Raw genomic sequence first — 25,459 nt, 5'->3', positions numbered from 1 at the left:
TGCAACGATTCCGGCAACTATCGACGACATCGCCCGCGGGCGCTGTCGATACAGCCATCGTTCCAATCAGACTGGGCCTGCTGACTCTATGCGAATGCGCCTTATGTTACTGGGCGGCGGAAATGCCCTTGGGCAGGCGCTGATTCGCCTCGGTGCGGAGGAAGACATCGGTTTCCTCGCCCCCCGCCCACCTCAAGACGGCTGGGATGCCGCGAGCCTGACGCAACTGCTCGACGACACCCGCCCGGACGCGTTGATCAATCTCGCCTACTACTTTGACTGGTTCCAGGCGGAGACGGTCAGCGAACAGCGCCTGGCCGGGCAGGAGCGGGCAATCGAGCGCCTGGCCGAACTGTGCCAGCATCACAACATCGTGCTGTTGCAGCCCTCGAGTTATCGCGTGTTCGACGGCTCCCGGGCGACGGCCTATAGCGAAAAAGACGAGCCAATGCCGCTGGGCCTGCGTGGCCAGGCCTTGTGGCGAATCGAGAAAAGCGTGCGCGCCACCTGCCCGCAACACGTGCTGTTGCGTTTCGGCTGGCTGCTCGATGACAGTCCCGACGGCTCCCTCGGGCGCTTCCTCGGCCGCGCCGAGCAACCCCAGGAGCTGCTGCTGGCCGACGACCGCCGGGGCAATCCGACACCGGTGGACGACGCGGCCCGCGTGATCATTTCGGTGCTCAAGCAACTCGATTGTTCTGCGCCTCTGTGGGGCACCTACCACTACGCCGGGCATGAGGCGACCACGCCGCTGGCCTTGGGGCAGGCGATTCTCACCGAAGCACGCGCCCTGCACCCGCTGGCCATCGAAGCGCCGACCGCCCAGGCTCATGCCGCGCGACCGGACGCCGCGGAAGAACCGCAGCACGCGGTTCTGGCCTGCAAGAAAATTCTGCACACCTTCGGAATCAAGCCACGCGCCTGGCGTGCGGCCCTTCCGAGTCTTCTGGACAGGTTCTATCGTCATGGCTGATCGCCCCGTTTTGATTACCGGGGGTGCCGGTTTCATCGGCTCCCATCTCACCGATGCCTTGCTCGCCAAGGGCTGTTCGGTACGGATTCTCGATGATCTGTCCTCCGGTAAACGCAGCAACCTGCCGCTGGACAATCCCAGGATCGAGCTGATCGTCGGCGACGTGGCCGATGCCGCCTTGGTAACCCGTGCGATGGCCGGTTGCAGCGCCGTGGTGCACCTGGCAGCAGTGGCGTCGGTACAGGCGTCGGTGGACGACCCGGTCAAGACCCACCAGAGCAACTTCATCGGCTCGCTGAATGTCTGCGAAGCCATGCGCCAGTCGGGCGTCAAGCGTGTGCTGTTCGCTTCCAGTGCCGCGGTGTACGGCAACAATGGCGAAGGCGAGTCGATCGATGAAGACACGCCCAAGGCACCGTTGACGCCCTACGCGTCGGACAAGCTGGCGAGCGAGCAATACTTCGATTTCTACCGGCGCGAGCACGGGCTGGAACCGGTGATTTTTCGCTTCTTCAACATCTTCGGCCCACGCCAGGATCCGTCCTCGCCGTACTCCGGGGTGATCAGCATTTTCAGTGAGCGCGCGCAGAAAGGCCTGCCGATCACCGTGTTTGGCGACGGTGAGCAGACGCGGGATTTTCTCTATGTCGAGGATCTGGTCGATTTGCTGGTGCAGGCCATCGAGAAACCACAGGTGGAAGACGGCGCGGTGAACGTCGGCTGGAACCAGGCGACCAGTCTCAAGCAAATGCTTGCAGCCCTTGAGGTAGTGGTTGGCAAGCTGCCACCGGTGAGCTACGGCCCGGCACGCTCAGGTGACATTCGTCATTCACGGGCCAACAACCAGCGTTTGCTGGAGCGCTTCAGAGCGCCCGAGCCGACGCCGTTGAGTGTCGGGCTGGCGCGGTTGCTGGGACAATAGAAAAAGGCGCCTGTTGAGGCGCCTTTTTTTGTTGCTGATCGTTCCCGTCCATGGGAACGATCAATCCACCACCACGTGAATGCTTAGAACTTGTAACCCAGACCAACCATGTAGATGAACGGATCGACATCCACGTTCACCCGTGCCCGGGTGCCCGGCGCCACGGCGTCGTTTTCCACGGTCGCGCGGGTATCGATGTCGATGTAACGCACCTGGGCGTTGATCATCACGTTGTCGGTCAGCATGTAGTCGGCACCGACCTGCCAGGCCATGCCCCAGGAATTCTTCGCCTTGAAGTTGCTGAAACCGTTGGCGCTGGCTTCGCTGCCGACGTGTTCATCGTAGATCCAGGTGTAGTTGATGCCGGCGCCCACGTAGGGTTGGAACGCAGACTTCGCCTCCAGCGGGTAATACACCACGCTCAGGGTCGGCGGCAGGTGTTTCAACGAACCGAGCTTGCCGTTCGCCGCGCTCAACGCGGTGCCCTTGAGTTTCACTTCGTGCTCGAACGGCGTGGCCGCAAGCAGTTCGATCCCCCAGTTATTGGTGAGCATGTAGGCGACGTTAAGGCCCAATTGCGTGTCGCTGCTCATGGTCGCCTTGCCACCCAGGTCGGCGCCGCTCAGCGGGCCTTGATCGACCTTGACCGTGGAACTGTCGGCCTTCGGGTTGACGGTGATTGCACCGGCACGAAGGATGATGTCGCCGGCTTCGTGGGCGTGGGCGAACGGGGCTACGAGCGCCAGCGCTACCAGCGAGGCACCGAGCAAGGACTTGTTCATGGGGGCTCCAGAGGACGTTAAAAATGTTCGATGTCCAATGGTAAGGCGGCTAACGATTTGGTCTTTTGATGCAGCTCAATGAAATCGTGATGGGCGGGATTTAGTTGGCGGTTTAGAGGGCCTCATCGCGAGCAAGCTCGCTCCCACATTGGTTTGCGCATCAATACAAATCTCCTGTGGGAGCGAGCTTGCTCGCGATGTCTATCGATCAAACAACACATGACTACCGGATTCACTCCGGCAATTCATACAGGTAGATCTTGTCCGCCTCCATCTGATAACCGGCATCCGCCAATTCGCTGGTGGATGGCCTGACCTGCATCGCACCCTCGATCCAGTACGGCTGATACAGTTCGTCGAGCTTCACGCCGACTTCGCTTTTGACGTGCACGATCTGGTTCGACGGCGGTGGCGGTACGTGGATGCAGGCGCCGAAATACGGCACCAGCAGAAAGTCCGTGGTACGACCTTCTTCACTCACTTCCAACGGGACGATGTAGCCCGGCAAACGAATATTCTGCCCGTCGAGGGCCTTGACCACAGGGGCGTTGGGCATGTCCTGCTTGGCTGCCGGCGCCGATTCGGCGGACAGTGCATCGCTCATCTTCGACAGGTCGTGCAGCGGCGTCATGTTCGGCACTTCCGGCGCCGCATCCGGCGGGATCATTTCCGACCAGGTCAGCTCTTTCGGCGCGGCCGCCCACAACGGCAGGGCGACCAGCATCAACAGCGCAAAGACAGCGCGGGGCATTTCAACGTCCTCATAAACGGATCGACAGGCCATCGGCCAGGGATTGGCGATAGGCGCGCCAGGCGGGCACGCTGCCCATCAGCAACGCAGCGATCAGGATGCCACCGAGCAGCGTCCATTCATATTCACTAGGCCACGCCAGCGGCAGAAACAGGCCGTAATTGGCTTGCACGTAACCCTGGGCCGCCGCGATGCAGACGTAAAGCAGCGCCACGCCGGCAACCACGCCGGCCAGCGCCAGGGCAAACGCCTCCAGCACCAGCAGCGTTGCGACATGCCACGGCCGCGCGCCCACCGAACGCAGGATCGCCATCTCCCGCCGGCGTTCGTTGAGACTGGTGAGAATCGCTGTGAGCATGCCGATCAACCCGGTCAGCACCACGAACAGCGACACCACGAACAAGGCTTTTTCCGCCGTGCCCATCAAACTCCACAACTCTTGCAGCGCAACGCCCGGCAGGATCGCCAGCATCGGTTCGCCGCGGAATTCGTTGATTTCGCGCTGCAAGGCAAAGGTTGAAATCTTGCTGTTGAGACCGAGCATGAATGCGGTGATCGCCTGGGGCGTCAGGTCCATGTTGCGCGCCTGATCGGCGCTGATCCGCCCGTTGCCCCGGGCCGGCACGCCGTTGTGCCAATCAATGTGAATGGCTTCCATGCCGCCGAGGCTGATGTGCAGCGTGCGGTCCACCGGGGTGCCGGTACGCTTGAGAATGCCGACCACGGTGAATGGCTTGTCGTCATGCTTGACCAGGCTGATCACGGCCACGCCGTGGGCCAGCACCAGCTTGTCGCCGAGTTTGTAGTGCAGCGCATCCGCAACTTCGGCACCGAGCACCACTTCGAACGGGTCGGTGGCGAAGGCACGACCTTCGGCCAGTTCCAGGTGTTGCTGGCGGCCATACTGGTAGTGTTCGAAGTAGGCCTCGGTGGTGCCCATCACCCTATATCCGCGATGGGAATCGCCGAGCGACATCGGAATGGCCCACTTCACTTTCGGGTTGTTGGCGAAGTGCTCGAAGCTGTCCCAGCGGATGTTGTTGGTGGCGTTGCCGATGCGGAATACCGAGTACAGCAGCAGGTTGACCGAGCCGGAACGCGCGCCGACGATCAGGTCGGTGCCGCTGATGGTGCTGGCGAAACTGGCCTTGGCCTCAGTGCGCACTCGTTCCACGGCCAGCAGCAGGCACACCGACAGGGCAATGGCGAACGCGGTGAGGATCGCGGTGAAACGACGGTTAGCCAGGCTGGCCATGGCTAGACGAAACAGATACATCTCAGACCTCTGCAGACGTGGCGGCGCGATTGAGTTCGGCCAGCGACAGGTGGCGATCGAACAGCGGCGCCAGGCTCTGATCATGGCTGACGAACAACAGGCTCGACCCGGCTTCGCGGCATTCGGCGAACAACAGGCGAATGAAGTTCTCCCGGGCGTCGTAGTCGAGGGCCGAGGTCGGCTCATCGGCGATCACCAGTTCCGGTTGACCGATCAGCGCGCGCGCGGCGGCCACTCGTTGTTGTTGGCCGATGGACAGGGAGTCGGCACGGCGAGCGAGGATGTTGTCATCCTTCAAGCCCAGATGGGCGAGCAGGGTAGCGGCTGCCTGATCGATGCTGCCGTGGCGCTGTTTCGCCCGCTCGGCGCGCAATTTCGAGAAGTGGCAGGGCAGTTCGACGTTCTCGCGCACTGACAGAAACGGCAGCAAGTTGAACTGCTGGAAGATGTAGCCGGTGTGATCGACGCGAAAGTGATCGCGGGCACCGGCCGAGAGTTCGGTGAGCTCCTGGCCGAGCAGGCGAATGCTGCCGCGATCGGGTTTTTGCACACCGCCGAGCAGACCGAGCAGGGTGGTCTTGCCGCTGCCGCTTGGGCCCTTGAGGAACAGGGTTTCCCCCGGCTCCAGGCGAAACGCCGGGATATCCAGCAAAGGCGGATGCCCGGGCCAGCTGAAGCCCAGGTCGGACAGTTCGATGAGTGCTTGGGTCATAGCGCCGATTTCATGAATGGTGATGACCTGTAGGAGCCGGCTTGCTGGCGATGAACGATGACGTGGTTCAACTCACGAACCGCGGCGTATCTATCGCCAGCAAGCCGGCTCCTACAGGAATAGAGGTAGCTTCAGAATTTGAGGGAGGCAGCCTTGGCCGTCACTTCAACCCCTTGCTGCCCGCTCGGGCCGATCAGTTGTACCTGAATTTTCTGGGTCGCCGGGAAGCTGTTGAAAATATTCGCCAGATCCAGGGTCTTCAGCGCGCCCGGCGTGGCGCAGGTGAATTGGTAACGGGCGTGGATTTCGCTGTGGTCATGGGCGTGCTCGTGAGCGTCTTCATCTTGATCATCGTCGGCATCTGGCTTGTCGCCGAACAACGGGCTTTCCAGCTCCTGGTTTTCCAACACACAGCCAGCGGCAATCGGCAGACTGAACAGCGCCAGCGGTTGCTCAAGTCGAGCTCGGGCCGCAGCCACCTTGGTTTTGTCGGCATTGGTGGTGGCGGCATGCTCGAACCCCACCAGGTTCATCGCCGGGCTGTCCAGCTCAAGCTCCAGAGTCTGGCCGTCCAGCGCCGCGTTCAGGCGCCCGACGCCGTGCTCGTGGGCGCCAAGGCTGCCGTGCTCATGTTCGTGATTATGTTCGTCAGCGGCCTGGGCGACAGCCAGCGGCAACAAGGCAAACGGCAGAGCGAGAAGCAGGTGACGCATGGCGAGTCTCCGAAAGACAAGATGAAGAAAATGTTATGTAATCTTATAACATTGTGCGCAGAGTGTGACTGCCTGCTTGGCGTTGCACAAGCCCTCATGGGAGCATGGCTGTGAAGAAATGTTCGGGAGCTGACTCATGTTGCGAATTCGCGGAAGCATCGGCGACTGGCCGGTGGATTTGACGCTGGAGATGGATGACGCCGATTGGGCGCGGCTGGGTGCGCAGTTGCAGGTGGAAAAAACCGAGGTCAGTGTGCCAGCGGCGAAACCGCTGAATCAGGACGATGCGCTGTGGCAGGTTGCCAGGGATTTGCTGCGTAAGGCCGGGCAATTGAGCGGGCCGGACTTACTCGATCAACTGGAAGGGCTGACCGGCAGTGCTGCGGCGGGTAAGCGCCTGCTGGTGCGCTTGCGGCATAGTCCGGACGTGAAGGTCGAGAGCGGCGCAGATACGCCGCTCTATCGCTGGCTGTAGGAGCGAGCATGCTCGCTCCTACAGAGGCTTGTTAATACAACGCAGCAAACAACTTGCGGCGGTAAGTGGTGACCAGCGGATGGTCGTTACCCAGCAATTCGAACACCTGCAGCAAGGTCTTGTGCGGCAAACCTTCTCTGTAGCTGCGGTTGCGGATGAACAGCTTGAGCAGTCCATCCAGCGCCGCGTCGTACTGCTGGCGGGCCAGTTGTTGAACGGCCAGTTGGTAGACCGCTTCATCGTCCTGCGGGTTTTTCGCCAGGCGCGCTTTCAGGTCGGCGGCATCCGGCAAATCCTTGGCTTGGCCGAGGAACTTGATCTGCGCCTTGGCGCCGGCCAGGGCGGCCTTGTGTTCATCGCTCTTGACCGCGTCGAGCACGGCTTGTGCTTCGCCCAGCTCACCACGCTCGGTGAGGCAGCGGGCGTAAAGAATCAGCGCCTTGGCGTTGGTGTTGTCTTCGCCCAGCAGCACTTTGAGCAGGGCTTCGGCATCGGCGAAGCGGCTGTCGTCGAACAAGGCCTGGGCTTGTTCGAATGGATCGGCAGCGGCCGGTGGTGGCATTTGTACGTGGGGCTCGAGCAGCGCCCGCACGGCCGACTCCGGCTGCGCTCCGGCAAAACCATCTACCGGCTGGCCATCCTTGAACAGCACCACGGTCGGCAGGCTGCGAATACCGAAGCGGGCGACGATGTCCTGTTCGAGGTCGCAGTTGACCTTGGCCAGCAGCAGCTCGCCCTGATAGCTCTCGGCAATGGTCTGCAGCATCGGCATCAGCACCTTGCAGGGCGCACACCATTCGGCCCAGAAATCCACCAGCACCGGTTTGTGGAAGGAGTTCTCGATCACCGACTGGTCGAAATCGGCAGTCGTGGCGTCGAAGATGTACGGCGTTTGCTGACTCATGGGGGATCTCGTAAAAGCGTGAATAGGTGAACTATACGGCCTGGCGGGGGGCGGCCGGAAGCGGGGTGGCCGTGAGAGGTGTGTTGCCTGACAGGACGCCATCGCGAGCAGGCTCGCTCCCACAGTGGTTGCGTGTCGAATACAAATCCTGTGGGAGCGAGCCTGCTCGCGAAGCTTTTAACTAGCGCCGCGCGTGGTACAGGCTTACATGCCGAAACTCTTCGGGCTCACACAGATCCGGCAAGGTCATCGCCTCCAGCATTTCGATGCGTTGATACAGCGGATGGCGAAAATCCCGCACCCGTGAATCCGCCACCAGCGCTTCCCGGCCACGACTGAGGAATTCATCGAGCAGCGGCAGGTTCGCCCGGTCGTACAGCACGTCCGCCACCAGGATCAGATCAAAGCGGTCGTCTTCGGCGAAAAAGTCCGTCGAGTAATCGAGCTGTACGTCATTGAGTTCGGCATTCGCCCGACAGGCGGCAATCGCCAGCGGGTCAAGGTCGCAGGCCACCACTTCCAGCGCACCGGCCTTGACCGCGGCAATCCCCGCGACCCCGGAGCCGGCCCCGAAATCCAGCACCCGCTTGCCCTCCACCCAGTGCGGATTCTCGGCAAGGTAGCGTGCCACGGCCAGCCCGCTGGCCCAGCAGAAACTCCAGTACGGCGGATCATGCAGAATGCGCCGGGTCTCTTCCGGGCTGAAGGCGCGGTCCATGTTGTCGCCATCCATCAGCCACAACTTCAGATCAGTCCCCGGCAAATCACAGGCGACCAGTCGCGCATCTCCGAGCAATTCACCCAACGCCTCTTGCAGGTCCAGCGGCGTCTTCATGGGGCTTTGACGAATTGCAGCTGGCCCAGCGCCTGGGTGGTCGGCTGATTGATCCGCTGTGACGGCAGGTGCAGGATCAGTTGGCCGGACTGGCTGGCGCGGCCGCGCAGTTCAACACGGGCACCGGCCGGGAACGATTCTGGATTGAAACGCAGATGAAACGGCAACACCTGATTGGTGCCGATCAGATTGGAACTGGCGAGCAATTGTTGCGGGCGGTCCTTTTCGTCGATCACCAGCAGCGCCAGCTCGACTTCGGCGCCATCCGGCACGCCTTGCAGGGTTCCGCTCAATTCACGTTGATACGCCGGCAGCGGGCCGAGGTTGGCCGACTCCCGGGCTTTTTTCTGCGCTTGCTGCGGCGCCGGGCCTGGTGCTGGCGGCTGGGGAGCATCGCTGCTGCAAGCCACCAACAGGCTGAAAAGGCTGAGCAAGATGAGCGGTCGTAACGGCATTGGCAGCTCCGGAAGGGTGAAATCCATGGATCAAGTGATCATCCCGTCTGTATACCGCAAACCCTATGGCTTGTCTTGCCACCCGGATGCGCTACCATGACCCTCCATTTTTTTGTTGCCTGCCACCATGCACTGTCCCTTCTGCGGTGCCAACGACACCAAGGTCATCGACTCGCGTCTGGTCGCCGAGGGCGAACAGGTGCGCCGCCGGCGTGAATGCCTGGCCTGCGGCGAACGTTTCACGACGTTCGAAACCGCTGAACTGGTGTTGCCGCGCCTGATCAAAACCGACGGCAGTCGCCAGCCGTTCGACGAAGAAAAACTCCGCGCCGGCATGCAGCGTGCGCTGGAAAAGCGCCCGGTGAGTGTCGAGCGCCTCGAATCGTCGCTGGTGCACATCAAACACAAACTGCGCGCCACTGGCGAACGCGAGGTTAAGTCCCTCGTGGTCGGTGAGCTGGTGATGGCCGAGCTGCAAAAGCTCGACGAAGTCGCCTATATCCGCTTCGCTTCGGTGTATCGCCGCTTCCAGGACCTCAATGAGTTCCGTGAAGAGATCGATCGCCTGGCCCGGGAACCGGTGAAAGAATGACCACATCCGCAGAACTTGCCATCCTCGACGCCCATTACATGGCCCGCGCCCTGGAACTGGCGCGCAAAGGTCATTACACGACACACCCCAACCCGCGAGTCGGCTGCGTGATCGTGCGTGACGGGCAGATCGTCGGCGAAGGCTGGCACGAGCGCGCCGGTGAGCCCCACGCCGAAGTTCACGCCTTGCGCGCCGCCGGTGAACTGGCCCGGGGCTCCACCGCTTACGTGACCCTTGAACCCTGCAGTCACCACGGTCGCACGCCACCGTGCGCCGATGCGTTGGTCAACGCCGGTGTGGCGCGGGTCGTGGCGGCGATGCAGGACCCGAACCCGGAAGTTGCCGGTCGTGGTCTGCAGCGCCTGGCCGAGGCCGGCATCGCCACCGAAAGTGGTGTGCTGGAGGGTGAGGCGCGCAAGCTCAATCAGGGCTTCCTCAAGCGCATGGAACATGGCTTGCCGTTCGTGCGGGTCAAGTTGGCCATGAGCCTGGACGGTCGCACGGCGATGGAAAGCGGCGAAAGCCAATGGATCACCGGGCCCGCGGCACGTTCGGCGGTGCAACGCCTGCGTGCCCAGGCCAGCGTGGTGCTGACCGGTGCCGACACCGTGCTGGCGGACAACGCCCGCTTGACCGTGCGTGCCGATGAGCTGGGCCTGGACGCCAGGCAAACCGCGCAGGCGATGAGCCGTCCGCCGCTGCGCGTACTGGTCGATGGGCGTCTGCGCGTGCCGCTGGATGCGCCATTTTTCAAGGCCGGCCCGGCGTTGGTTGCCACCTGCGTAGCGGTGGAAGAGCAATACGCCAATGGCCCCGAATGCTTGATCGTGCCCGGCTATGACGGTCAGGTCGATCTGCGCCAGTTGCTGGTCGAGCTCGCCCACCGTGGCGTCAACGAGGTGTTGGTCGAGGCCGGTCCACGGCTGGCCGGTGCTTTCGCTCAACTCGGGTTGGTGGACGAGTTCCAGATTTTCATCGCCGGCAAGTTCTTGGGCTCTTCGGCGCGGCCGCTGCTGGACTGGCCGCTCGCGCAAATGAAGGATGCGCCGGAGCTCAAAATTACCGAAATTCGTGCGGTTGGCGATGACTGGCGAGTCATCGCCATTCCTGTGCCAGTAGCGAGCGTATAATTCCCGGCCTGCGCCAAGCGAAGGCTCTGTTCTCGAGGAGGACTCCATGTTCACCGGCATCATCGAATCCATCGGCAGTATTCGTGCATTGACCCCAAAAGGCGGAGATGTGCGGGTCCATGTAGAAACCGGCAAGCTCGACTTGAGCGACGTCAAACTGGGCGACAGCATCGCGGTCAACGGCGTGTGCCTGACCGCCGTTGAACTGCCGGGCAACGGCTTTGCGGCTGACGTCAGTCGCGAAACCCTCGACTGCACCGCCATGAACGACCTGAAAAGCGGCAGCCCGGTCAATCTGGAAAAAGCCCTGACCCCAACCACTCGCCTCGGCGGGCATCTGGTCAGTGGCCATGTCGATGGCGTGGGCGAAGTGGTTGCCCGCACCGAGAACGCCCGTGCCGTGGAATTCCGCATTCGTGCACCGAAGGAACTGGCCAAGTACATCGCCCATAAAGGCTCGATCACCGTCGACGGCACCAGCCTGACCGTGAACGCGGTCGATGGCGCCGAGTTCCTGTTGACGATCATTCCGCACACCCTGAGCGAAACCATCATGGCGTCATACCAGCCAGGTCGCCGGGTGAATCTGGAAGTGGACTTGCTGGCCCGTTATCTGGAGCGCCTGCTGTTGGGCGACAAGGCCGCAGAGCCCGCAAAGTCCGGCAAGATTACCGAAAGCTTTCTGGCCGCCAACGGCTACCTCAAATCCTGACCCAAGGGGGTGCCTTGTGGCGCTCAATAGCATCGAAGAACTGGTTGAAGACATCCGCCAAGGCAAGATGGTCATCCTCATGGATGACGAAGACCGCGAGAACGAAGGCGACCTGATCATGGCCGCCGAGTGCTGCCAGCCCGAACACATCAACTTCATGGCCAAGCACGCCCGTGGCCTGATCTGCATGCCGATGAGCCGCGAGCGCTGCGAGCTGCTCAAGCTGCCGCTGATGGCCCCGCGCAACGGTTCCGGTTTCGGCACCAAGTTCACCGTATCGATCGAAGCGGCCACCGGCGTCACCACCGGCATCTCTGCGGCCGACCGTGCGCGCACCGTGCAAGCGGCTGCCGCCCGTGATGCCAAGGCGGAAGACATCGTCAGCCCAGGCCACATTTTCCCGCTGATGGCCCAGGCCGGCGGCACCCTGGCCCGTGCTGGCCACACCGAAGCCGCGTGCGATCTGGCGCGCATGGCCGGTTTCGAGCCGAGCGGTGTGATCTGCGAAGTGATGAACGACGACGGGACCATGTCCCGTCGCGCCGAGCTGGAAGCTTTCGCCGCCGAACACAACATCAAGATCGGCACCATCGCCGACCTGATTCACTACCGGATGATTCACGAACGTACCGTTCAGCGGATTGCCGAGCAGCCGCTGGACAGCGAACTGGGCCAATTCAACCTGGTGACCTATCGTGATTCCGTGGAAGGCGACGTGCACATGGCCCTGACCCTGGGCAATGTATGCGCCGAAGAACCGACCCTGGTGCGCGTGCACAACATGGACCCGCTGCGCGACCTGCTGATGGTCAAGCAACCGGGCCGCTGGAGCCTGCGCGCCGCCATGTCCGCGGTTGCCGAGGCTGGCAGTGGTGTGGTGCTGTTGCTCGGACACCCGCTCGACGGTGACGTCTTGTTGGCCCACATCCGCGAAACCGCCGACCACGCGCCGGTGAAAAAACCGACCACCTACAGCACTGTGGGTGCCGGTTCGCAGATCCTGCGCGACCTCGGCGTGCGCAAAATGCGCCTGATGTCGGCACCGATGAAATTTAATGCGATATCCGGTTTCGATCTGGAAGTTGTAGAATACGTGCCCTCCGAATAATGACCGGTCGTATCCGGCCCTGTATTCGCGGTTCAAATATCACTGAGGGATGCGTACGAGACGCGTCCCGGCTCTTTAAGAGATCTATCGAATGACCCTGAAGACCATCGAAGGTACCTTCATCGCCCCTAAAGGCCGCTATGCTCTGGTAGTAGGCCGTTTCAACAGCTTCGTCGTTGAAAGCCTGGTCAGCGGTGCTGTTGATGCCCTGGTTCGCCATGGCGTGAGCGAAAGCGACATCACCATCATCCGCGCTCCTGGCGCCTTCGAAATCCCGCTGGTTGCGCAGAAAGTCGCTCAGAAGGGCGAGTTCGCGGCAATCATCGCCCTGGGCGCGGTCATTCGTGGCGGTACTCCGCACTTCGAATACGTGGCTGGCGAGTGCACCAAGGGCTTGGCCCAAGTGTCCATGGAGTTCGGCGTGCCGGTCGCTTTCGGCGTCCTGACCGTTGATTCCATCGAGCAAGCCATTGAACGTTCCGGCACCAAGGCCGGGAACAAAGGTGCCGAAGCTGCCCTCTCCGCTCTGGAAATGGTCAGCCTGCTGGCGCAGTTGGAGGCCAAGTGATTAGCGACGAAAGCGATCGTTTCAACCCGCGCGATCCAAAACCTGCGGATGCTGGCAAGCCATCGAAAAGCGTCAAGCGTCGCGAAGCCCGTCAGCTCGCGACTCAGGCGCTGTACCAATGGCACATGGCCAAGCAGTCGCTGAACGAGATCGAAGCGCAGTTCCGGGTCGATAACGATTTCACCGATGTCGATGGCGCCTATTTCCGCGAGATCCTGCACGGGGTGCCGCAGTTCAAGACCGAAATCGACACGGCGCTCACGCCTTGCCTGGACTTGACCATCGAAGAGCTGGACCCGGTTGAACTGGCGGTTCTGCGCCTGTCCACCTGGGAACTGCTCAAGCGCGTCGACGTACCGTACCGCGTTGTGATCAACGAAGGGATCGAACTGGCCAAGGTCTTCGGTTCCACCGATGGCCACAAGTTCGTCAACGGCGTGCTCGACAAGCTGGCCCCGCGTCTGCGTGAAGCTGAAGTTAAGGCGTTCAAGCGCTGATCGGCGCTTGAAGAGTGTCCTGTCTTGCCGATACGTTCGTTTTTTAGCGAGTGGCTGGTGTTGCCAGACAAGGCGCCGCGACGAGTCATAGCGTGCTATGGCGAGGAGCGGCAACGCAGTATGGCGACACCAGACGCCGCTAAAAAATGAACAGTATTGGTGAGACAGGATACCTGATGGGCGAGTTTGAGCTGATCCGCAATTTCTTCGCCGTCGCGCCATGTGCGCAGGGCGGCGAAGGCGTTGCCCTCGGAATCGGCGATGATTGCGCCTTGCTGGCTGTTCCTCCCGGGGAACAGTTGGCGATTTCTACCGATACGTTAGTGGCCGGCGTGCATTTCGCCGACCCTTGCGATCCGTTTTTGCTCGGTCAGCGCTCGCTGGCCGTGGCCGTCAGCGACCTGGCTGCCATGGGCGCCACACCCGTTGCCTTTACCCTTGCCCTGACCTTGCCGACGGTGACCACCGATTGGTTGCAGGCCTATGCCCGTGGTTTGAACCTTATGGCGCAGAACTGCGGCCTGGCACTGGTAGGCGGCGATACCACCCGCGGGCCGCTGAGCCTGACCATGACCGTGTTCGGGCGCGTGCCGGGTGGTCTGGCGCTGACCCGCAGCGGTGCGCGACCGGGTGATCTGCTGTGTGTGGGCGGCAACCTGGGCAATGCCGCCGGTGCCTTGCCACTGGTGCTCGGCCAGCGCACGGCCCAAGCGTGCATTGCCGAACCGTTGCTGGCGCATTACTGGTCGCCGCAACCGCAGCTCGGATTAGGGCAGGCGCTGCGTGGTAAAGCCACTTCGGCAATGGATATTTCCGACGGTCTACTGGCTGATTGCGGGCATATCGCGTTGGCCTCGAAGGTCGGTATCGAAGTCGAGCGGGATCGTTTACCGCTGTCGCAGAGCCTGGTCGACTTTCTCGGTCAATCGGACGCACAGGTTGCGGCCCTGAGCGGCGGAGACGATTACGTCCTGGCCTTCACCTTACCGTCCGTCGAGTTGCCGCTGTTGCTGGCCGACGGCTGGCCGATCCATGTGATTGGGCGGGTGGTACCGGGGCAGGGCGTGACGCTGCTGGACGCCGAAGGCAAAGACATCACCCCGCAATCCCGGGGCTATCAACATTTTCGGGAGACGCCGTGACAGATCATCCCAAACAGGTTCCGGCGGAGTTCGTACCGCCATCGGTCTGGCGCAATCCCTGGCATTTCCTGGCGTTCGGCTTTGGCTCGGGCACCTTGCCAAAGGCTCCGGGCACCTGGGGGTCGCTGGTTGCGCTACCCTTTATCCCGTTATGGCAGATGTTGCCCGACTGGGGTTACTGGCTGATGCTGGGTATCACCATGCTGTTCGGCTTCTGGCTGTGCGGCAAGGTGGCCGATGATTTGCGGGTACACGACCACGAAGGTATCGTCTGGGACGAGATGGTCGGCATGTGGATCACCCTCTGGCTGGTGCCGGAAGGCTGGCAGTGGTTACTGGCGGGGTTCCTGGTGTTCCGCTTCTTCGATATCCTCAAGCCTTGGCCGATTCACTGGGTTGACCGGCATGTGCATGGAGGCGTCGGCATCATGCTCGATGATGTATTGGCCGGGGTATTTGCCTGGTTGGCGATGCAGGGGCTGGTATGGATTTTCGCCTAAGGGATTAATTGGGAGAACTAGGGATGGCTCGACGCTGGTTGGTAGCGATGGTGATTGCGCTGTTCGGTGTACTCGCCCAGGCGGAAGAGGTACCCACCACGCCGTCCGTGATTCATCTGGCCAGCGAAGACTGGGAAGACTATACCGCTGCCGACGGCCACGGCCTGGGCTGGGACGTGTTGCGCAAAGTCTTCGAGCCGGCGGGGGTCAAGCTGGACATCCGAACCGAACCCTATGTGCGCTCAATGGGGCTGGCCGAGCGGGGTGAGGTCGACGCGTGTGTCGGCTCCTACCATGAAGAATCCAGCGATGTGCTCTATCCGCGCTGGAACTTCGATACCGATCATATCTATGCGCTGGGTCTGGCCAGCAATCCGCAACCGACCCCGCAAACCCTGGGCAATTACCGCCTGGCATGGGTGCGTGGCTACGATTATCAGGATTATCTGCCCAATATCCGCCGCTACAACGAAGTGCTACGGCGTACCGGCATTGTTTCGATGCTGACGCAGAACCGCGCCGACTTCTACATAGACGCACTGACCGAAGTCGATTGGGTGCTCAGGCGGGCGAAGGATCCTTCCCAGTTCCGCCGCACGCATATCGCCGAATTGCCGTTGTACCTGTGCTTTGCCAAGACCCCGACGGCCCGCAGCCTGATGGAGTTGTTCGACCAGCGCATGGCGCAATTGGTGAAAAGCGGTGAGCTCAAACCGATCTTCGAGCGCTGGAAGCAACCCTATCCATTCGATGAGAATGAGCAGCTAAGCGGCCAGTAATCAAACTTTTTGATAGTTATGGCCGATAATTCAGCCTAAGCGTCGGTTGGAACCTGCTGTTACAATGCCGGCCTGCGAATCTTCAGACTTTTAGATCAGGAGCACACCGGTGCCTGTCGTTTTTGTCGCCGCTTCCAAGCTGCCAACGCCTTTTGCGCAATTCATCATGCACGGCTTTCTCGATGAGGCCACCGGTCGCGAGCACGTTGTGCTGAGCCTGGGTGAGATCGCCGACGGTGCCCCGGTACTCGGCCGGTTGCACTCCGAATGCCTGACCGGCGATGCCTTGTTCAGTCAGCGTTGCGACTGCGGCTCGCAACTTGAGGCCGCGCTGCAGGCCATCGCCCGTGAAGGTCGGGGCGTGTTGCTGTACTTGCGTCAGGAAGGCCGTGGCATTGGCCTGCTGAACAAGATCCGCGCCTATGAGCTGCAGGACGGCGGGGCCGACACCGTTGAGGCCAACGAGCGTCTGGGCTTTGCCGCCGACCAGCGCGATTACGCCATGTGCCTGCCGATGCTTGAGCACCTGGGAGTGAAGTCCCTGCGCCTGATGACCAACAACCCACGCAAGGTCAAAGCCTTGACCGACATGGGCATCGCGGTCGCCGAGCGCGTGCCGCTGCACACCGGCCACAATCCGCACAACAAACTCTACCTGGCGACCAAGGCCAGCAAACTCGACCACATGATGGGCAACGAACATCAGGGCGAGGTAGACCGGGCGTGACCCGCGGCCAGGTGCGGCGGCGTCTGTCCGTCAACTGGTGGCAATACCTGGCGTTGGCCTTGTTGCCGCTGTTCGTGATCAACGCTGTGTTCGGCCAGAGCGAGGCCATCCTGCCGGTGCTGGCGATGCCGTTGTTCATCGCCGGTGTCGCCTCGATGTTTGTCAGCCTGAAGTTCTTTGGCGTCTACAAACATGCGTTGATCGCCACCCAGAAAGCCCTCGATACCCCTGAAGAGCCCGGCGCGTGGATCGATCTGGCGGCCAAGCGGCGCACGGCATTCCTCGCGGCCGGCCTGCCGGCCTGGATCGGTGCATTGGCGGTATTCGTCGGCCTCGAAGCGGTGCCGTTGGTGCTGTTGGCGCTGTCGACCGCGGTGCTGTTCTATCTCTATCGTATTCCGCGCCAGCTCGGTTGATGCGCCCTGCCTGGCTAGCGGTGTTGCTACTGGCCACCTGCAACTCGATCGGGGCGGTCGAACGGGTTGTCAGCCTTGCCCCATCCCTCTCTGAAATGGTCGTCGAACTGGGTTCGGCCGACTTGCTGGTCGGCGTGCTGGACGCCGGTGAGCGTCCCGCCGAACTCAAGGACTTGCCCTCCGTAGGCCGCTACGGTCAGCTGGACATGGAGCGCTTGCTCAGCCTCAAGCCTGATTTGCTGCTGCTCTGGCCCGGCAGTGTCGGCCCGGCCCAGCGTGAGCAACTCAAGCGCCTGAACATCCCGACCTACGTCGCCGAACCGCATGATTTCGAACAACTCACCGCGCAGATCGAGGCAATTGCCTTACAGCTTGGTCGGCCTGAACGTGGGACGTCTCTGGCCAATGAATTGCGCCAGCGGCTGGATGAACTGCGTCAGCGTTATCGACGGGATCAGCCGTTGCGGGTGTTCTATCAGGTGTGGGACCGTCCGCTGTACACCGTTGGCGGTGGGCAGATCATCAGCGCTGCGCTTGAAGTCTGTGGGGCGCAAAACGTGTTTGCCGATTTGACGCTGCCGGCACCGCAGGTCAGTGTGGAGGCGGTGTTGCAGCGTGATCCCGAAGTGATTCTGGCTGGTGATCAGGCGCAGCTTGATGCCTGGAAGTTGTGGTCGCAGGTGGCGGCGGTGCGGCAGGGGCAATTGCGATTGGTGTTAGATAAGGGCCTGGAGCGGCCGAGCGGGCAAATGGTCGAGGCGACGGCGAAGCTGTGCCAATTGATTACGCCGGACCGCTGACCTGTGGCGAGGGGATTTATCCCCGTTCGGCTGCGAAGCAGTCGTAAAACAATGATTACGGTGTATCTGACACTCCCGTGCTTGCAGGCTTTGGGGCCGCTTCGCAGCCCAACGGGGATAAATCCCCTCACCACAGGGTGACCGAATCGCTTTTAGATCTCCGGCGTCCAGGTCACCCCAAACATCCACGCCCGACCCTCCTCGCGATACCCATACTGGCTGCCTTCATGGCTGTACAGCGCCCGGCTGTATCCCTTGTCCAGCAGGTTATCGACCTTCAGCTCCAGGCTGACCTCACGGTTGAGTGCCCAACTGCTGCGCAATCCCAGCAATCCATAACCAGCCAATGGCTGTTGATTGTTCAAGTCGTCATAGCTGCTGCTCACTGCTTGCCAGCTGGCGCCCAGGCCCAAGCGGTCAAACTGTCGATCCAGATCCCAGCTCAACGTACGACGTGCACGACGGGCCAGGGTATGCCCCGTGTCGCGGTCCCGTGGGTCGATGATCGCCACGCCGAGGTTGCTCTGCCAGCCAAACAGTTCCTGTTTCAACGTCGCTTCAAAGCCGTTGATGCGTGCCGAGGCCACGTTCTCTGGCCGTGAGTTACTGCCGAAGATGATCGCGTCTTCGAGGTCCGTGCGGTACAGCGAGGCCTCCAGGCGACTGCTCTCGGTCAACTGGCTGCGCCATTGCAGTTCATAGCTTTTCGAGGTCTCGGGTTTCAGGTCCGGGTTGCTGAAGTCCGGGTAGTACAGGTCGTTGAAGGTCGGTGCACGGAAACCTTCGCTGTAGGTCAGCAGCACATCGTTGTCCGGGTTCAGCGGCAGGGTGAAGGTGCCGCTCCAGCTGTTCTGGCCGCCGAACTGCTGATTCTGGTCGCGACGCAGGCCCAGTTCGGTGGAGAAGCTGTCGGCCTGATAGCGATGCTGGATAAATGCCGCGCGGTTCCAGCGACTGTCCTCGTCGAACGGCGTGCTGCTGTTGACCCGGTCTTCGTACCAGTCGCCGCCGAGGATCAGGCTGTTGCGCTCGTTGAGCGTGAGGTCGTTCTGCCAGTTCACCGAGTCGCGGTAGGTGTTGAACACGCTGCGCTCATCGCTGAGTTTGTCGAACGTCTTCTCGCGGTTTTCGCTGTGGCCGAATTCGACGCGGGTTTTCCACAAGTCGTTGACCCGTGCGTCGACATAGCTGCTGACACTGCTCACATCGAATTCGTTGTAGGGCTGTTGTTGGACCGACTCGAACGTGTTCAGGTCGAAGCGGCCGAACGGATTGTCGAATTCGCTTTTGCCACGGTTATCCAGCAGGTTGGCGCCGATCTCGACGTCGTCGGTGAGGGCGTGACTCAGGCTCATGCTCAGGGATTTGTTGCGGTATGCGTCGTGATCGCCGTCGCTGGGATACGACTCGTGGGTGCGATCGATTCCGTCGGTTTCGTCGAGGCTGGCACCGAGGTTAAAGCGGGTCTTCTCATCGCCGCCGGACAAGCCGAGGCTGCGCTCCCAGGTCTGGTTGCTGCCAAAACCTGCATGCAGCCGGGGTTGCAGGCCGGCTTCGCTGCCACGCCGGGTGAAGATCTGGATCACCCCGCCAATCGCATCGCTGCCGTAGATCACCGAACGGGAGCCGCGTAACACTTCTACGCGCTCGACCTGTTCGATGTTGATGTGTTGCAGGTTGCTGTCGCCGGAGGACGAGTTGCCGATCCGTTGGCCGTCCACCAGCACCAGGCTCTGGGCCGACTGCGTGCCGCGAATGTAAATCCCCGGCAGGCTGCCGCGCCCCCCGGTTTGTGCCACTTGCACCCCCGGTACACGGCGCAGCAGATCAGTGACGCTGTTCGGTTGCAGCCGGTCGATGTCTTCGCGGGTGAAGACCGTGTTGGCGGCGCTGCTATCGTTGCGCGCCTCGACCTGGCGGTTGGCGCTGATCAGCACATCGGGCAGCTTCAGGGCCTGGTCGCGTTCGAAGGTATCGGCCAGGAGCGGGCCGGCCGGCAGAAGGCTCAGCGTCAGGGCGAGGGGGGAGAGTTTCATCGGCGATCCGTTGGTGCTTGCGGCGAATACAGATTTGATAGGCGCTGAAAACCACTGTGGGAGCGAGCTTGCTCGCGATGACGGTGTGTCAGCCAAAGAATATTTTGACTGACAGTCCGCTATCGCGAGCAAGCTCGCTCCCACAAGGGGTGGTGTTTAAATGTTGAGCAGTTGCAAACGCTCGCGGATCGAAGCTTCGATCCCAGCCTCGTCCAACCCGCACTCAGCCAGCATTTGCGCCGGCTTGGCATGCTCGACATAGATGTCCGGCAAGCCCAGGTGCAGCATCGACTTGAGGATGTTCTCCCGAGCGAGAAACTCGCTGACCGCGCCGCCGGCACCGCCCATGATGGCGTTTTCTTCGACGGTCACCAGCAGCTCGTGGCTGGCGGCGATTTCTCGAACGAGCGCTTCATCCAGCGGTTTGACGAAACGCATGTCAACCACGGTCGCGTCCAGCGTCTCGGCGACTTTCAGCGCCTCGGCCAGTTGCACGCCGAACACCAGCAGGGCGACCTTGCTGCCCTGACGACGAACCACGCCCTTGCCGATTTCGATCGGTTCGAGGTTTTTCTCGATGGTCGAGTTCGGGCCGTTGCCACGCGGATACCGCACTGCCGCCGGGCCGTTGTACAGATGGCCGGTGGTGAGCATCTTGCGCAGTTCGTTTTCGTCGCTCGGGGTCATCACCAGCATGCCGGGGATGCAACGCAGGAACGACAGGTCGAAGCTGCCGGCATGGGTCGGACCGTCTTCGCCTACCAGGCCGGCACGATCGATGGCGAACAGCACGTCGAGGTTTTGTACCGCGACGTCATGCACCAACTGATCGTAACCGCGTTGCAGGAAGGTCGAGTAGATCGCCACCACCGGCTTCGCGCCTTCGCAGGCCATGCCGGCCGCCAGGGTCACGGCGTGTTGCTCGGCAATCGCCACGTCGAAGTAGCGCAGCGGGAAACGCTCGCTGAAGGCCACCAGGTCCGAGCCTTCCTTCATCGCCGGGGTGATCCCGACCAGACGCGGGTCGGCAGCCGCCATGTCGCACAGCCACTCGCCGAACACGCCGGAGTACTTCGGGCCGCTGGCCTTTTTCGGCGCAGCGGCGGGAGCGTCCAAGGGTTCAAGCTTAGTGATGGCGTGGTAACCGATCGGGTCGACTTCCGCCGGGGCGAAGCCTTTGCCTTTCTTGGTGACGATGTGCAGGAACTGCGGGCCTTTGAGATCGCGCATGTTGCGCAGGGTGGCGATCAGGGTTGGCAGGTCGTGACCATCGATCGGGCCGATATAGTTCCAGCCCAGCTCTTCGAACAGCGTGCCGGGTACCAGCATGCCTTTTGCGTATTCTTCGGTGCGACGGGCGATTTCCCAGGCACCGGGCAGGCGCGACAGCACTTTTTTGCTGCCCTCGCGCATGCTCGCGTAGGTGCGGCTGGAAAGGATCTTCGCCAGGTAGTTTGACAAGCCGCCGACGTTGCGCGAGATCGACATGTCATTGTCGTTGAGGATCACCAGCATGTTGGCGTCCACTTCCGGGGCATGGTTCAGCGCTTCGAACGCCATGCCGGCCGTCAGTGCGCCGTCGCCGATCACGGCAATCGCCTTGCGCTCGCTGTTCTGCAGGCGGGCGGCAATCGCCATGCCCAGGGCTGCACTGATGGAGGTGCTGGAGTGGCCGACGCCAAAGGTGTCGTACTCGCTTTCGGAACGGCGCGGGAAGGCGGCAATGCCGTCCTTCTGGCGCAGGGTGCCCATGCGCTCGCGACGACCGGTGAGGATCTTGTGTGGATAAGCCTGATGACCCACGTCCCACACCAGCCGGTCGTCCGGGGTGTCGAAAACGTAATGCAACGCGATGGTCAGCTCGATGACGCCCAAACCTGCACCGAAATGCCCACCGGTCTGACCGACCGTGTAGAGCAATTCCAGGCGCAACTCATCGGCCAGGGTTTCCAGCTCGGCTTCGCCTAACCGGCGCAGGCCGTCCGGCGTATTCGCGCGGTCGAGCAGGGGCGTGGTCGGGCGCTTGCGGGGAATCTCATGAAACGTCGTGGGCATCAGGCGAATCGTTATAGGTATAAAAGATGCGGCAGTTTACCTGATGCATCGGCCCCTGCCCACGCGTTGGTCTTTTTTGGCGGATACGCCGTCAGCTGCGTCGATCGACGATGTAGCGGGCCAGGTCGCGCAGTGGCTCGGCAGCCGCGTCAAACGGTCGCAGCGCATGCAGCGCCTGATCGCGCAGTTCCAGAGCGTAGGCCTTGGCGGCGTCGAGGCCGAGCAGCGCCGGGTAGGTTGGCTTGTCGCGGGCAATGTCGGCGCCTTGGCGTTTGCCGAGGGTTTGGGTATCGCTTTCGACGTCGAGAATGTCGTCCTGGACCTGGAATGCCAGGCCGATGGCCTGTGCATAAGTCTGCAGGGATTTGAGTTCGTCCTTCTCGGCGCGACCACTGGCCAGGGCTCCAAGCTTGACGCTGACTTCGATCAGCGCGCCGGTCTTGTGCCGGTGCATGTATTCGAGGGCTTTCTGGTCGAGCTTCAGGCCGACCGAGCCGAGGTCGATCGCTTGACCGCCAACCATGCCCGCCGGACCTGCCGCCAATGCCAGCGCACTGACCATTTGCAGGCGGATCTCTGCGTCGGCATTGCTCAGGCGTGGGTCGAGCAGGGCGCTGAACGCCAGGCTCTGCAAACCGTCGCCGGCGAGGATCGCGCAGGCTTCATCGAATTTCTTGTGCGTAGTCGGCTGGCCACGACGCAGATCATCGTCGTCCATTGCCGGCAAATCGTCGTGCACCAGCGAATAGGCGTGGATCAGCTCCACCGCGCAGGCTGCGCCGTTGGCTTGCTCGGCCTTGCCACCCAGCGCTTCGCACGCGGCGTAGGCCAATAGCGGGCGCACCCGTTTGCCGCCGTTCATCACGCTGTAGCGCATGGCCTCGTACAAGCGCGCCAGTTCAGGGCCTGGCGCAATGAACAGGGTTTCCAGGGCGGCGTTGACGCGGGCCTGGCTGGTTGCCGAATACGCTGCAATCATTCTGGTTGATCCGCGTCGAAGGGTTCCTCGGCCAACTCGCCGTCACGCTCGAGCAGCACCTGAACCTTTTGCTCGGCCTGGGCCAGCGCCGCCTGGCAATCGCGAGTCAGGCCGATGCCTTGCTCGAAAGCGGTCAGCGAGTCTTCCAGCGATAATTCGCCATTCTCCAGACGCTCTACCAGCGTTTGCAGGTCAGCGAGGGATTGTTCGAAATCCAGTGCAGCTTTTTTGCGGGCCATGGCGGCGATTTCCGGTTGACGTTAAACCGGCGCGACACTAGCAGATAGGGGGTTTATGGGCAAACTCACCGGCGCCGCAACCCCCCTTGTAGGAGCTGCCGCAGGCTGCGATCTCTTGATTTGGCTTTTAAAATCAAGATCAAAAGATCGCAGCCTGCGGCAGCTCCTACAGTGCAGGATAATTGATCTGATACCGGGTGCTGCGCCCGCCACCCGGTAGTCGTTTCAGGCAGCCCTTTGCCAGCAGTTCAGTCAAGTGACGGGTCGCGGTCGCCTTGGATACTTTCGCCACAGTTTGATATTGCGCGGCGCTGATCCCGTCCTCGAATCCTCGCTCCCCGCCATCCAGTAAGCGATTCAGTACCTTGATCTGTTCGACCGACAGCCCGGATTGCCGATGCGCCTGCCAGAAGCGGGCCTTGCCCAGCACCGACTCGATCCGCGTCATGGCCTGCTGCAAGCTGCGCAACAAGGTCTGTAGAAACCAAGCCAGCCATTCGGTGATGTCCAGGGTGGCTTTCTGGCTGTTTTCCAACACGCGGTAATAGCCAGAGCTATCTTCCAGGATGCTCGCCGACATGGCGTAGAAGCGAATCGCCTGAGCCTCGCCCTGAGCCAGTGCAAGGTCGGTGATGGTTCGCGTCAGACGGCCATTGCCGTCATCAAAAGGGTGAAGCGTGACGAACCAGAAGTGCGCGATCCCGGCCCGCAGTAACGGATCGAGTCCCGCCACATTCCGGCTGCTTTCAAACCAGCCGAGGAAGCCATCGACCTGGCGCTCAAGGCCATGGCGTGGTGGCGCTTCGAAGTGAACGGTCGGCCTGTCGAGGCGACCGGACACTACTTGCATCGGATCATCGCCGCGCAATGCGCCGACACGCATGCTCCGGGCGGCGAGGTCGGTGTCTAGATCAGGAAACAACCATTCATGCCAACCCAGCAATCGTTCCAGTGTCAGTGGCTCAGCGAAATGCTGTGTGGCATCGAGCATCAACTGCGCCAGGCCTTCGCTGCGCTGGCTGACATGGTTGCCATCAAGCTGCTCCAGCCCCAGCCGTCGCGCCAATGAAGAACGCACCGAACCGACATTCAGCTGCTCACCTTCGATGGCGGACGAGGTGACGATGTTTTGCAGCAATGCATCCAGTTCACTTTGCGCACTGAGCGAACTGCCCACGGAACTGGCCATGCCCATCAATCGACCTTGTGCCTGAACGCACTCACGCAGCAGCGGCGCCAAGCGTTCAGCTTGCCAGATGAAATTCGGCCACTCGGGCTGCTGCCAGATCCAGTGAGGCGCCATGTATTCGATGCTCTTGAAGGTGTGAGCCGATTAAAAACGCTATTCGGCTCATATAGTGAGCCGAATATGATCCCTATTCGGCTCACCGTCCAGCCACCCGTGTGATTCCCACCGCATTTTCAGACGGATCTGATTGTTAGGCGCCGACTGAGCGTCTAACCTTCGCGCCATCTACGACTCGACAGTCATGGGTCTTTCAGACGAAACGCAGTATCCGCATCTGTAACGCGCCGAGGATCAGGCGCAAGGTTTCGTCATGCATGGCAGGAGGCGTCACATGCGCTCATTTCTTTTGCTGTTGATCGGGTGGGTCTGTGCGCCCGCCCTGGCTGCGCCGAGTGCCGAATTGTCGGAACCGGTGGGCGGCTGGCGCTTCAACGGTTTGCTGGACCGTACGGAAAATCCGCAAGTCGCCTATCCCACGCCACCCATCGACCGCGGTGTGCAGCGCAATCGCACGATGATCCAGGGTCAGCTCAAGGCCATCGGCACACAACGCGGCCCGCACACCCTGGCGGTCAACGGCAATCCCCTGAACCTGTACACCGACGACCAGGGGCGTTTCGCCCGGCCGTATGCGTTCGGTGCCGGTTCCAACAGCGTCGAAGTGCGCAGTGCCGAAGGCAAGTCGCTCAAACGCGTGCAGTTCTATGAAGCCAACAACCTGCGCACGCCGGCGCGGATTCGCGTGGTGCTGGGCTGGGACGATCCGAAAGCCGAACTCGACCTGCACATCGTTACCCCCGACGGCCAGCACGCGTTCTGGGCACGGCCGGCTATGAGCAATGGCGGCGGCCTGGACCCGGATGGCGTCGACGGCCCTGGCCCGGAAATGTTCACCATGACCGCGCCGCTGCATGGCACCTATCTGGTTTACGTCAACTATTGGGGCAACTTCGGTGGTGGCGGCTATAACTTCGATGAGACCAGCAACCAGAACGAGGTCATCACCTCGCAGATCAACCTGGTGCTCAACGAAAACACCGTCGACGAAAAACGCGAAACCTTCATCGTGCCTCTGCGTGCGATCGGGGATCTGCTGCTGGTCAAGACTTTCAACTATTAAGCATCCCGCTCC

29 protein-coding genes are annotated in these 25,459 nt (G+C 61.6%); 16 read left to right on the top strand and 13 right to left on the bottom strand.

From position 1 onward, the window contains the following. Positions 1 to 88: 88 nt before the first annotated feature. Together ACA054_RS28870 and pgnE are read left to right on the top strand one after the other, a co-directional pair. A complete protein-coding gene (locus tag ACA054_RS28870; protein ID WP_497687219.1) occupies positions 89 to 973 on the top strand; it encodes a sugar nucleotide-binding protein in 885 nt (294 codons plus the stop codon). After that, a complete protein-coding gene (gene pgnE, locus ACA054_RS28865; protein WP_497687218.1) occupies positions 966 to 1,895 on the top strand; it encodes a UDP-N-acetylglucosamine epimerase PgnE in 930 nt (309 codons plus the stop codon). Before ACA054_RS28870 ends, pgnE begins: the two co-directional genes overlap by 8 nt. A gap of 83 nt (positions 1,896 to 1,978) precedes the next feature. Here the strand turns inward: pgnE and ACA054_RS28860 are convergent, their stop codons facing one another. The 5 genes from ACA054_RS28860 to ACA054_RS28840 form a co-directional block, all read right to left on the bottom strand. After that, entirely contained in the window at positions 1,979 to 2,677 is a 699-nt protein-coding gene (locus ACA054_RS28860) for an OmpW/AlkL family protein (RefSeq protein ID WP_497687217.1), read from the bottom strand. Positions 2,678 to 2,909: 232 nt separating this feature from the next. Then, positions 2,910 to 3,428, bottom strand: coding sequence for a DUF3299 domain-containing protein (locus tag ACA054_RS28855; protein ID WP_497687216.1), 519 nt, complete (start codon positions 3,426 to 3,428; stop codon positions 2,910 to 2,912). 10 nt (positions 3,429 to 3,438) lie between these two features. Next, complete coding sequence (locus tag ACA054_RS28850) at positions 3,439 to 4,704, bottom strand: ABC transporter permease (protein ID WP_497687215.1); 1,266 nt, start codon at positions 4,702 to 4,704, stop codon at positions 3,439 to 3,441. 1 nt (position 4,705) lies between these two features. After that, positions 4,706 to 5,416, bottom strand: coding sequence for an ABC transporter ATP-binding protein (locus ACA054_RS28845; RefSeq protein ID WP_497636764.1), 711 nt, complete (start codon positions 5,414 to 5,416; stop codon positions 4,706 to 4,708). Positions 5,417 to 5,547: 131 nt separating this feature from the next. Further along, complete coding sequence (locus tag ACA054_RS28840) at positions 5,548 to 6,129, bottom strand: DUF2796 domain-containing protein (protein ID WP_497687214.1); 582 nt, start codon at positions 6,127 to 6,129, stop codon at positions 5,548 to 5,550. Between the two features lie 136 nt (positions 6,130 to 6,265). Here ACA054_RS28840 and ACA054_RS28835 point away from each other — a divergent pair, with 136 nt between their 5' ends. Next, positions 6,266 to 6,604 carry a hypothetical protein gene (locus ACA054_RS28835; protein WP_497687213.1) on the top strand — a complete coding sequence of 113 codons (339 nt, stop codon included), beginning with the start codon at positions 6,266 to 6,268 and terminating at the stop codon, positions 6,602 to 6,604. Positions 6,605 to 6,635: 31 nt separating this feature from the next. Here ACA054_RS28835 and trxA read toward each other — a convergent pair whose 3' ends face one another. The 3 genes from trxA to ACA054_RS28820 form a co-directional block, all read right to left on the bottom strand. Further along, on the bottom strand, positions 6,636 to 7,508 hold the full coding sequence (trxA, locus tag ACA054_RS28830) for a thioredoxin (protein WP_497687212.1): 873 nt from the start codon (positions 7,506 to 7,508) through the stop codon (positions 6,636 to 6,638). Between the two features lie 181 nt (positions 7,509 to 7,689). Beyond that, entirely contained in the window at positions 7,690 to 8,343 is a 654-nt protein-coding gene (locus ACA054_RS28825; RefSeq protein ID WP_497687211.1) for a class I SAM-dependent methyltransferase, read from the bottom strand. Next, a complete protein-coding gene (locus ACA054_RS28820; protein WP_497687210.1) occupies positions 8,340 to 8,798 on the bottom strand; it encodes a YbaY family lipoprotein in 459 nt (152 codons plus the stop codon). The genes ACA054_RS28825 and ACA054_RS28820 overlap by 4 nt, the downstream gene beginning before the upstream one ends. Before the next feature lie 127 nt (positions 8,799 to 8,925). On the opposite strand from ACA054_RS28820, the gene nrdR reads away from it, so the two are divergent. The 12 genes from nrdR to ACA054_RS28760 all read left to right on the top strand — a co-directional run bounded on the left by nrdR (position 8,926) and on the right by ACA054_RS28760 (position 17,769). Beyond that, complete coding sequence (nrdR, locus tag ACA054_RS28815; RefSeq protein WP_003228656.1) at positions 8,926 to 9,390, top strand: transcriptional regulator NrdR; 465 nt, start codon at positions 8,926 to 8,928, stop codon at positions 9,388 to 9,390. Next, positions 9,387 to 10,520, top strand: coding sequence for a bifunctional diaminohydroxyphosphoribosylaminopyrimidine deaminase/5-amino-6-(5-phosphoribosylamino)uracil reductase RibD (gene ribD, locus ACA054_RS28810; RefSeq protein ID WP_497687209.1), 1,134 nt, complete (start codon positions 9,387 to 9,389; stop codon positions 10,518 to 10,520). Before nrdR ends, ribD begins: the two co-directional genes overlap by 4 nt. Before the next feature lie 46 nt (positions 10,521 to 10,566). Further along, positions 10,567 to 11,232 (top strand): riboflavin synthase, encoded by a 666-nt coding sequence (locus tag ACA054_RS28805; RefSeq protein WP_497687208.1) that lies wholly within the window; start codon positions 10,567 to 10,569, stop codon positions 11,230 to 11,232. A gap of 16 nt (positions 11,233 to 11,248) precedes the next feature. Next, a complete protein-coding gene (gene ribBA, locus ACA054_RS28800) occupies positions 11,249 to 12,340 on the top strand; it encodes a bifunctional 3,4-dihydroxy-2-butanone-4-phosphate synthase/GTP cyclohydrolase II (protein ID WP_497687207.1) in 1,092 nt (363 codons plus the stop codon). A 91-nt stretch (positions 12,341 to 12,431) separates the two neighbouring features. Then, positions 12,432 to 12,908, top strand: a complete 477-nt coding sequence (ribH, locus tag ACA054_RS28795) for a 6,7-dimethyl-8-ribityllumazine synthase (protein ID WP_003228649.1) — start codon at positions 12,432 to 12,434, stop codon at positions 12,906 to 12,908. Beyond that, positions 12,905 to 13,405 carry a transcription antitermination factor NusB gene (nusB, locus tag ACA054_RS28790; protein WP_008053839.1) on the top strand — a complete coding sequence of 167 codons (501 nt, stop codon included), beginning with the start codon at positions 12,905 to 12,907 and terminating at the stop codon, positions 13,403 to 13,405. The genes ribH and nusB overlap by 4 nt, the downstream gene beginning before the upstream one ends. 176 nt (positions 13,406 to 13,581) lie before the next feature. Next, positions 13,582 to 14,547 (top strand): thiamine-phosphate kinase, encoded by a 966-nt coding sequence (thiL, locus tag ACA054_RS28785; RefSeq protein ID WP_497687206.1) that lies wholly within the window; start codon positions 13,582 to 13,584, stop codon positions 14,545 to 14,547. Further along, the gene (locus tag ACA054_RS28780; RefSeq protein WP_046815881.1) at positions 14,544 to 15,047 is read left to right on the top strand and encodes a phosphatidylglycerophosphatase A family protein; all 504 of its coding nucleotides are present in this window, start codon (positions 14,544 to 14,546) and stop codon (positions 15,045 to 15,047) included. The genes thiL and ACA054_RS28780 overlap by 4 nt, the downstream gene beginning before the upstream one ends. Positions 15,048 to 15,070: 23 nt before the next feature. Then, a complete protein-coding gene (locus tag ACA054_RS28775) occupies positions 15,071 to 15,826 on the top strand; it encodes a substrate-binding periplasmic protein (RefSeq protein WP_497687205.1) in 756 nt (251 codons plus the stop codon). Positions 15,827 to 15,935: 109 nt separating this feature from the next. After that, entirely contained in the window at positions 15,936 to 16,553 is a 618-nt protein-coding gene (gene ribA, locus ACA054_RS28770; RefSeq protein ID WP_008059515.1) for a GTP cyclohydrolase II, read from the top strand. Continuing rightward, on the top strand, positions 16,550 to 16,969 hold the full coding sequence (locus tag ACA054_RS28765) for an MFS transporter (protein WP_497687204.1): 420 nt from the start codon (positions 16,550 to 16,552) through the stop codon (positions 16,967 to 16,969). Before ribA ends, ACA054_RS28765 begins: the two co-directional genes overlap by 4 nt. Continuing rightward, positions 16,969 to 17,769, top strand: coding sequence for a cobalamin-binding protein (locus tag ACA054_RS28760; RefSeq protein WP_497687203.1), 801 nt, complete (start codon positions 16,969 to 16,971; stop codon positions 17,767 to 17,769). Before ACA054_RS28765 ends, ACA054_RS28760 begins: the two co-directional genes overlap by 1 nt. Before the next feature lie 152 nt (positions 17,770 to 17,921). Here ACA054_RS28760 and ACA054_RS28755 read toward each other — a convergent pair whose 3' ends face one another. The 5 genes from ACA054_RS28755 to ACA054_RS28735 all read right to left on the bottom strand — a co-directional run bounded on the left by ACA054_RS28755 (position 17,922) and on the right by ACA054_RS28735 (position 24,381). Beyond that, entirely contained in the window at positions 17,922 to 19,805 is a 1,884-nt protein-coding gene (locus ACA054_RS28755) for a TonB-dependent receptor domain-containing protein (protein WP_497687202.1), read from the bottom strand. Positions 19,806 to 19,961: 156 nt separating this feature from the next. Continuing rightward, a complete protein-coding gene (gene dxs, locus ACA054_RS28750) occupies positions 19,962 to 21,860 on the bottom strand; it encodes a 1-deoxy-D-xylulose-5-phosphate synthase (protein ID WP_497687201.1) in 1,899 nt (632 codons plus the stop codon). A gap of 91 nt (positions 21,861 to 21,951) precedes the next feature. Beyond that, positions 21,952 to 22,839, bottom strand: coding sequence for a (2E,6E)-farnesyl diphosphate synthase (gene ispA, locus ACA054_RS28745; RefSeq protein WP_497687200.1), 888 nt, complete (start codon positions 22,837 to 22,839; stop codon positions 21,952 to 21,954). Continuing rightward, on the bottom strand, positions 22,836 to 23,078 hold the full coding sequence (locus tag ACA054_RS28740; protein WP_007894317.1) for an exodeoxyribonuclease VII small subunit: 243 nt from the start codon (positions 23,076 to 23,078) through the stop codon (positions 22,836 to 22,838). Before ACA054_RS28740 ends, ispA begins: the two co-directional genes overlap by 4 nt. 166 nt (positions 23,079 to 23,244) lie before the next feature. Beyond that, entirely contained in the window at positions 23,245 to 24,381 is a 1,137-nt protein-coding gene (locus ACA054_RS28735) for a Fic family protein (protein ID WP_497687199.1), read from the bottom strand. Between the two features lie 277 nt (positions 24,382 to 24,658). On the opposite strand from ACA054_RS28735, the gene ACA054_RS28730 reads away from it, so the two are divergent. Then, positions 24,659 to 25,447 (top strand): YfaP family protein, encoded by a 789-nt coding sequence (locus tag ACA054_RS28730; protein WP_497687198.1) that lies wholly within the window; start codon positions 24,659 to 24,661, stop codon positions 25,445 to 25,447. Positions 25,448 to 25,459: the final 12 nt, after the last annotated feature.

The organism is Pseudomonas sp. LBUM1653 (assembly GCF_059716115.1).
Note: the sequence above shows the minus strand (reverse complement) of the source record. Positions and strands in the feature narration are given on the sequence as shown.

Bases quoted from the DNA above. Each gene is read 5' to 3' on its own strand.
- ACA054_RS28870 (WP_497687219.1), top strand. From the start codon at position 89: ATGCGAATGCGCCTTATGTTACTGGGCGGCGGAAATGCCCTTGGGCAG.
- pgnE (WP_497687218.1), top strand. From the start codon at position 966: ATGGCTGATCGCCCCGTTTTGATTACCGGGGGTGCCGGTTTCATCGGC.
- ACA054_RS28860 (WP_497687217.1), bottom strand. From the start codon at position 2,677: ATGAACAAGTCCTTGCTCGGTGCCTCGCTGGTAGCGCTGGCGCTCGTA.
- ACA054_RS28855 (WP_497687216.1), bottom strand. From the start codon at position 3,428: ATGCCCCGCGCTGTCTTTGCGCTGTTGATGCTGGTCGCCCTGCCGTTG.
- ACA054_RS28850 (WP_497687215.1), bottom strand. From the start codon at position 4,704: ATGTATCTGTTTCGTCTAGCCATGGCCAGCCTGGCTAACCGTCGTTTC.
- ACA054_RS28845 (WP_497636764.1), bottom strand. From the start codon at position 5,416: ATGACCCAAGCACTCATCGAACTGTCCGACCTGGGCTTCAGCTGGCCC.
- ACA054_RS28840 (WP_497687214.1), bottom strand. From the start codon at position 6,129: ATGCGTCACCTGCTTCTCGCTCTGCCGTTTGCCTTGTTGCCGCTGGCT.
- ACA054_RS28835 (WP_497687213.1), top strand. From the start codon at position 6,266: ATGTTGCGAATTCGCGGAAGCATCGGCGACTGGCCGGTGGATTTGACG.
- trxA (WP_497687212.1), bottom strand. From the start codon at position 7,508: ATGAGTCAGCAAACGCCGTACATCTTCGACGCCACGACTGCCGATTTC.
- ACA054_RS28825 (WP_497687211.1), bottom strand. From the start codon at position 8,343: ATGAAGACGCCGCTGGACCTGCAAGAGGCGTTGGGTGAATTGCTCGGA.
- ACA054_RS28820 (WP_497687210.1), bottom strand. From the start codon at position 8,798: ATGCCGTTACGACCGCTCATCTTGCTCAGCCTTTTCAGCCTGTTGGTG.
- nrdR (WP_003228656.1), top strand. From the start codon at position 8,926: ATGCACTGTCCCTTCTGCGGTGCCAACGACACCAAGGTCATCGACTCG.
- ribD (WP_497687209.1), top strand. From the start codon at position 9,387: ATGACCACATCCGCAGAACTTGCCATCCTCGACGCCCATTACATGGCC.
- ACA054_RS28805 (WP_497687208.1), top strand. From the start codon at position 10,567: ATGTTCACCGGCATCATCGAATCCATCGGCAGTATTCGTGCATTGACC.
- ribH (WP_003228649.1), top strand. From the start codon at position 12,432: ATGACCCTGAAGACCATCGAAGGTACCTTCATCGCCCCTAAAGGCCGC.
- thiL (WP_497687206.1), top strand. From the start codon at position 13,582: ATGGGCGAGTTTGAGCTGATCCGCAATTTCTTCGCCGTCGCGCCATGT.
- ACA054_RS28775 (WP_497687205.1), top strand. From the start codon at position 15,071: ATGGCTCGACGCTGGTTGGTAGCGATGGTGATTGCGCTGTTCGGTGTA.
- ACA054_RS28760 (WP_497687203.1), top strand. From the start codon at position 16,969: ATGCGCCCTGCCTGGCTAGCGGTGTTGCTACTGGCCACCTGCAACTCG.
- ACA054_RS28755 (WP_497687202.1), bottom strand. From the start codon at position 19,805: ATGAAACTCTCCCCCCTCGCCCTGACGCTGAGCCTTCTGCCGGCCGGC.
- dxs (WP_497687201.1), bottom strand. From the start codon at position 21,860: ATGCCCACGACGTTTCATGAGATTCCCCGCAAGCGCCCGACCACGCCC.
- ispA (WP_497687200.1), bottom strand. From the start codon at position 22,839: ATGATTGCAGCGTATTCGGCAACCAGCCAGGCCCGCGTCAACGCCGCC.
- ACA054_RS28740 (WP_007894317.1), bottom strand. From the start codon at position 23,078: ATGGCCCGCAAAAAAGCTGCACTGGATTTCGAACAATCCCTCGCTGAC.
- ACA054_RS28735 (WP_497687199.1), bottom strand. From the start codon at position 24,381: ATGGCGCCTCACTGGATCTGGCAGCAGCCCGAGTGGCCGAATTTCATC.
- ACA054_RS28730 (WP_497687198.1), top strand. From the start codon at position 24,659: ATGCGCTCATTTCTTTTGCTGTTGATCGGGTGGGTCTGTGCGCCCGCC.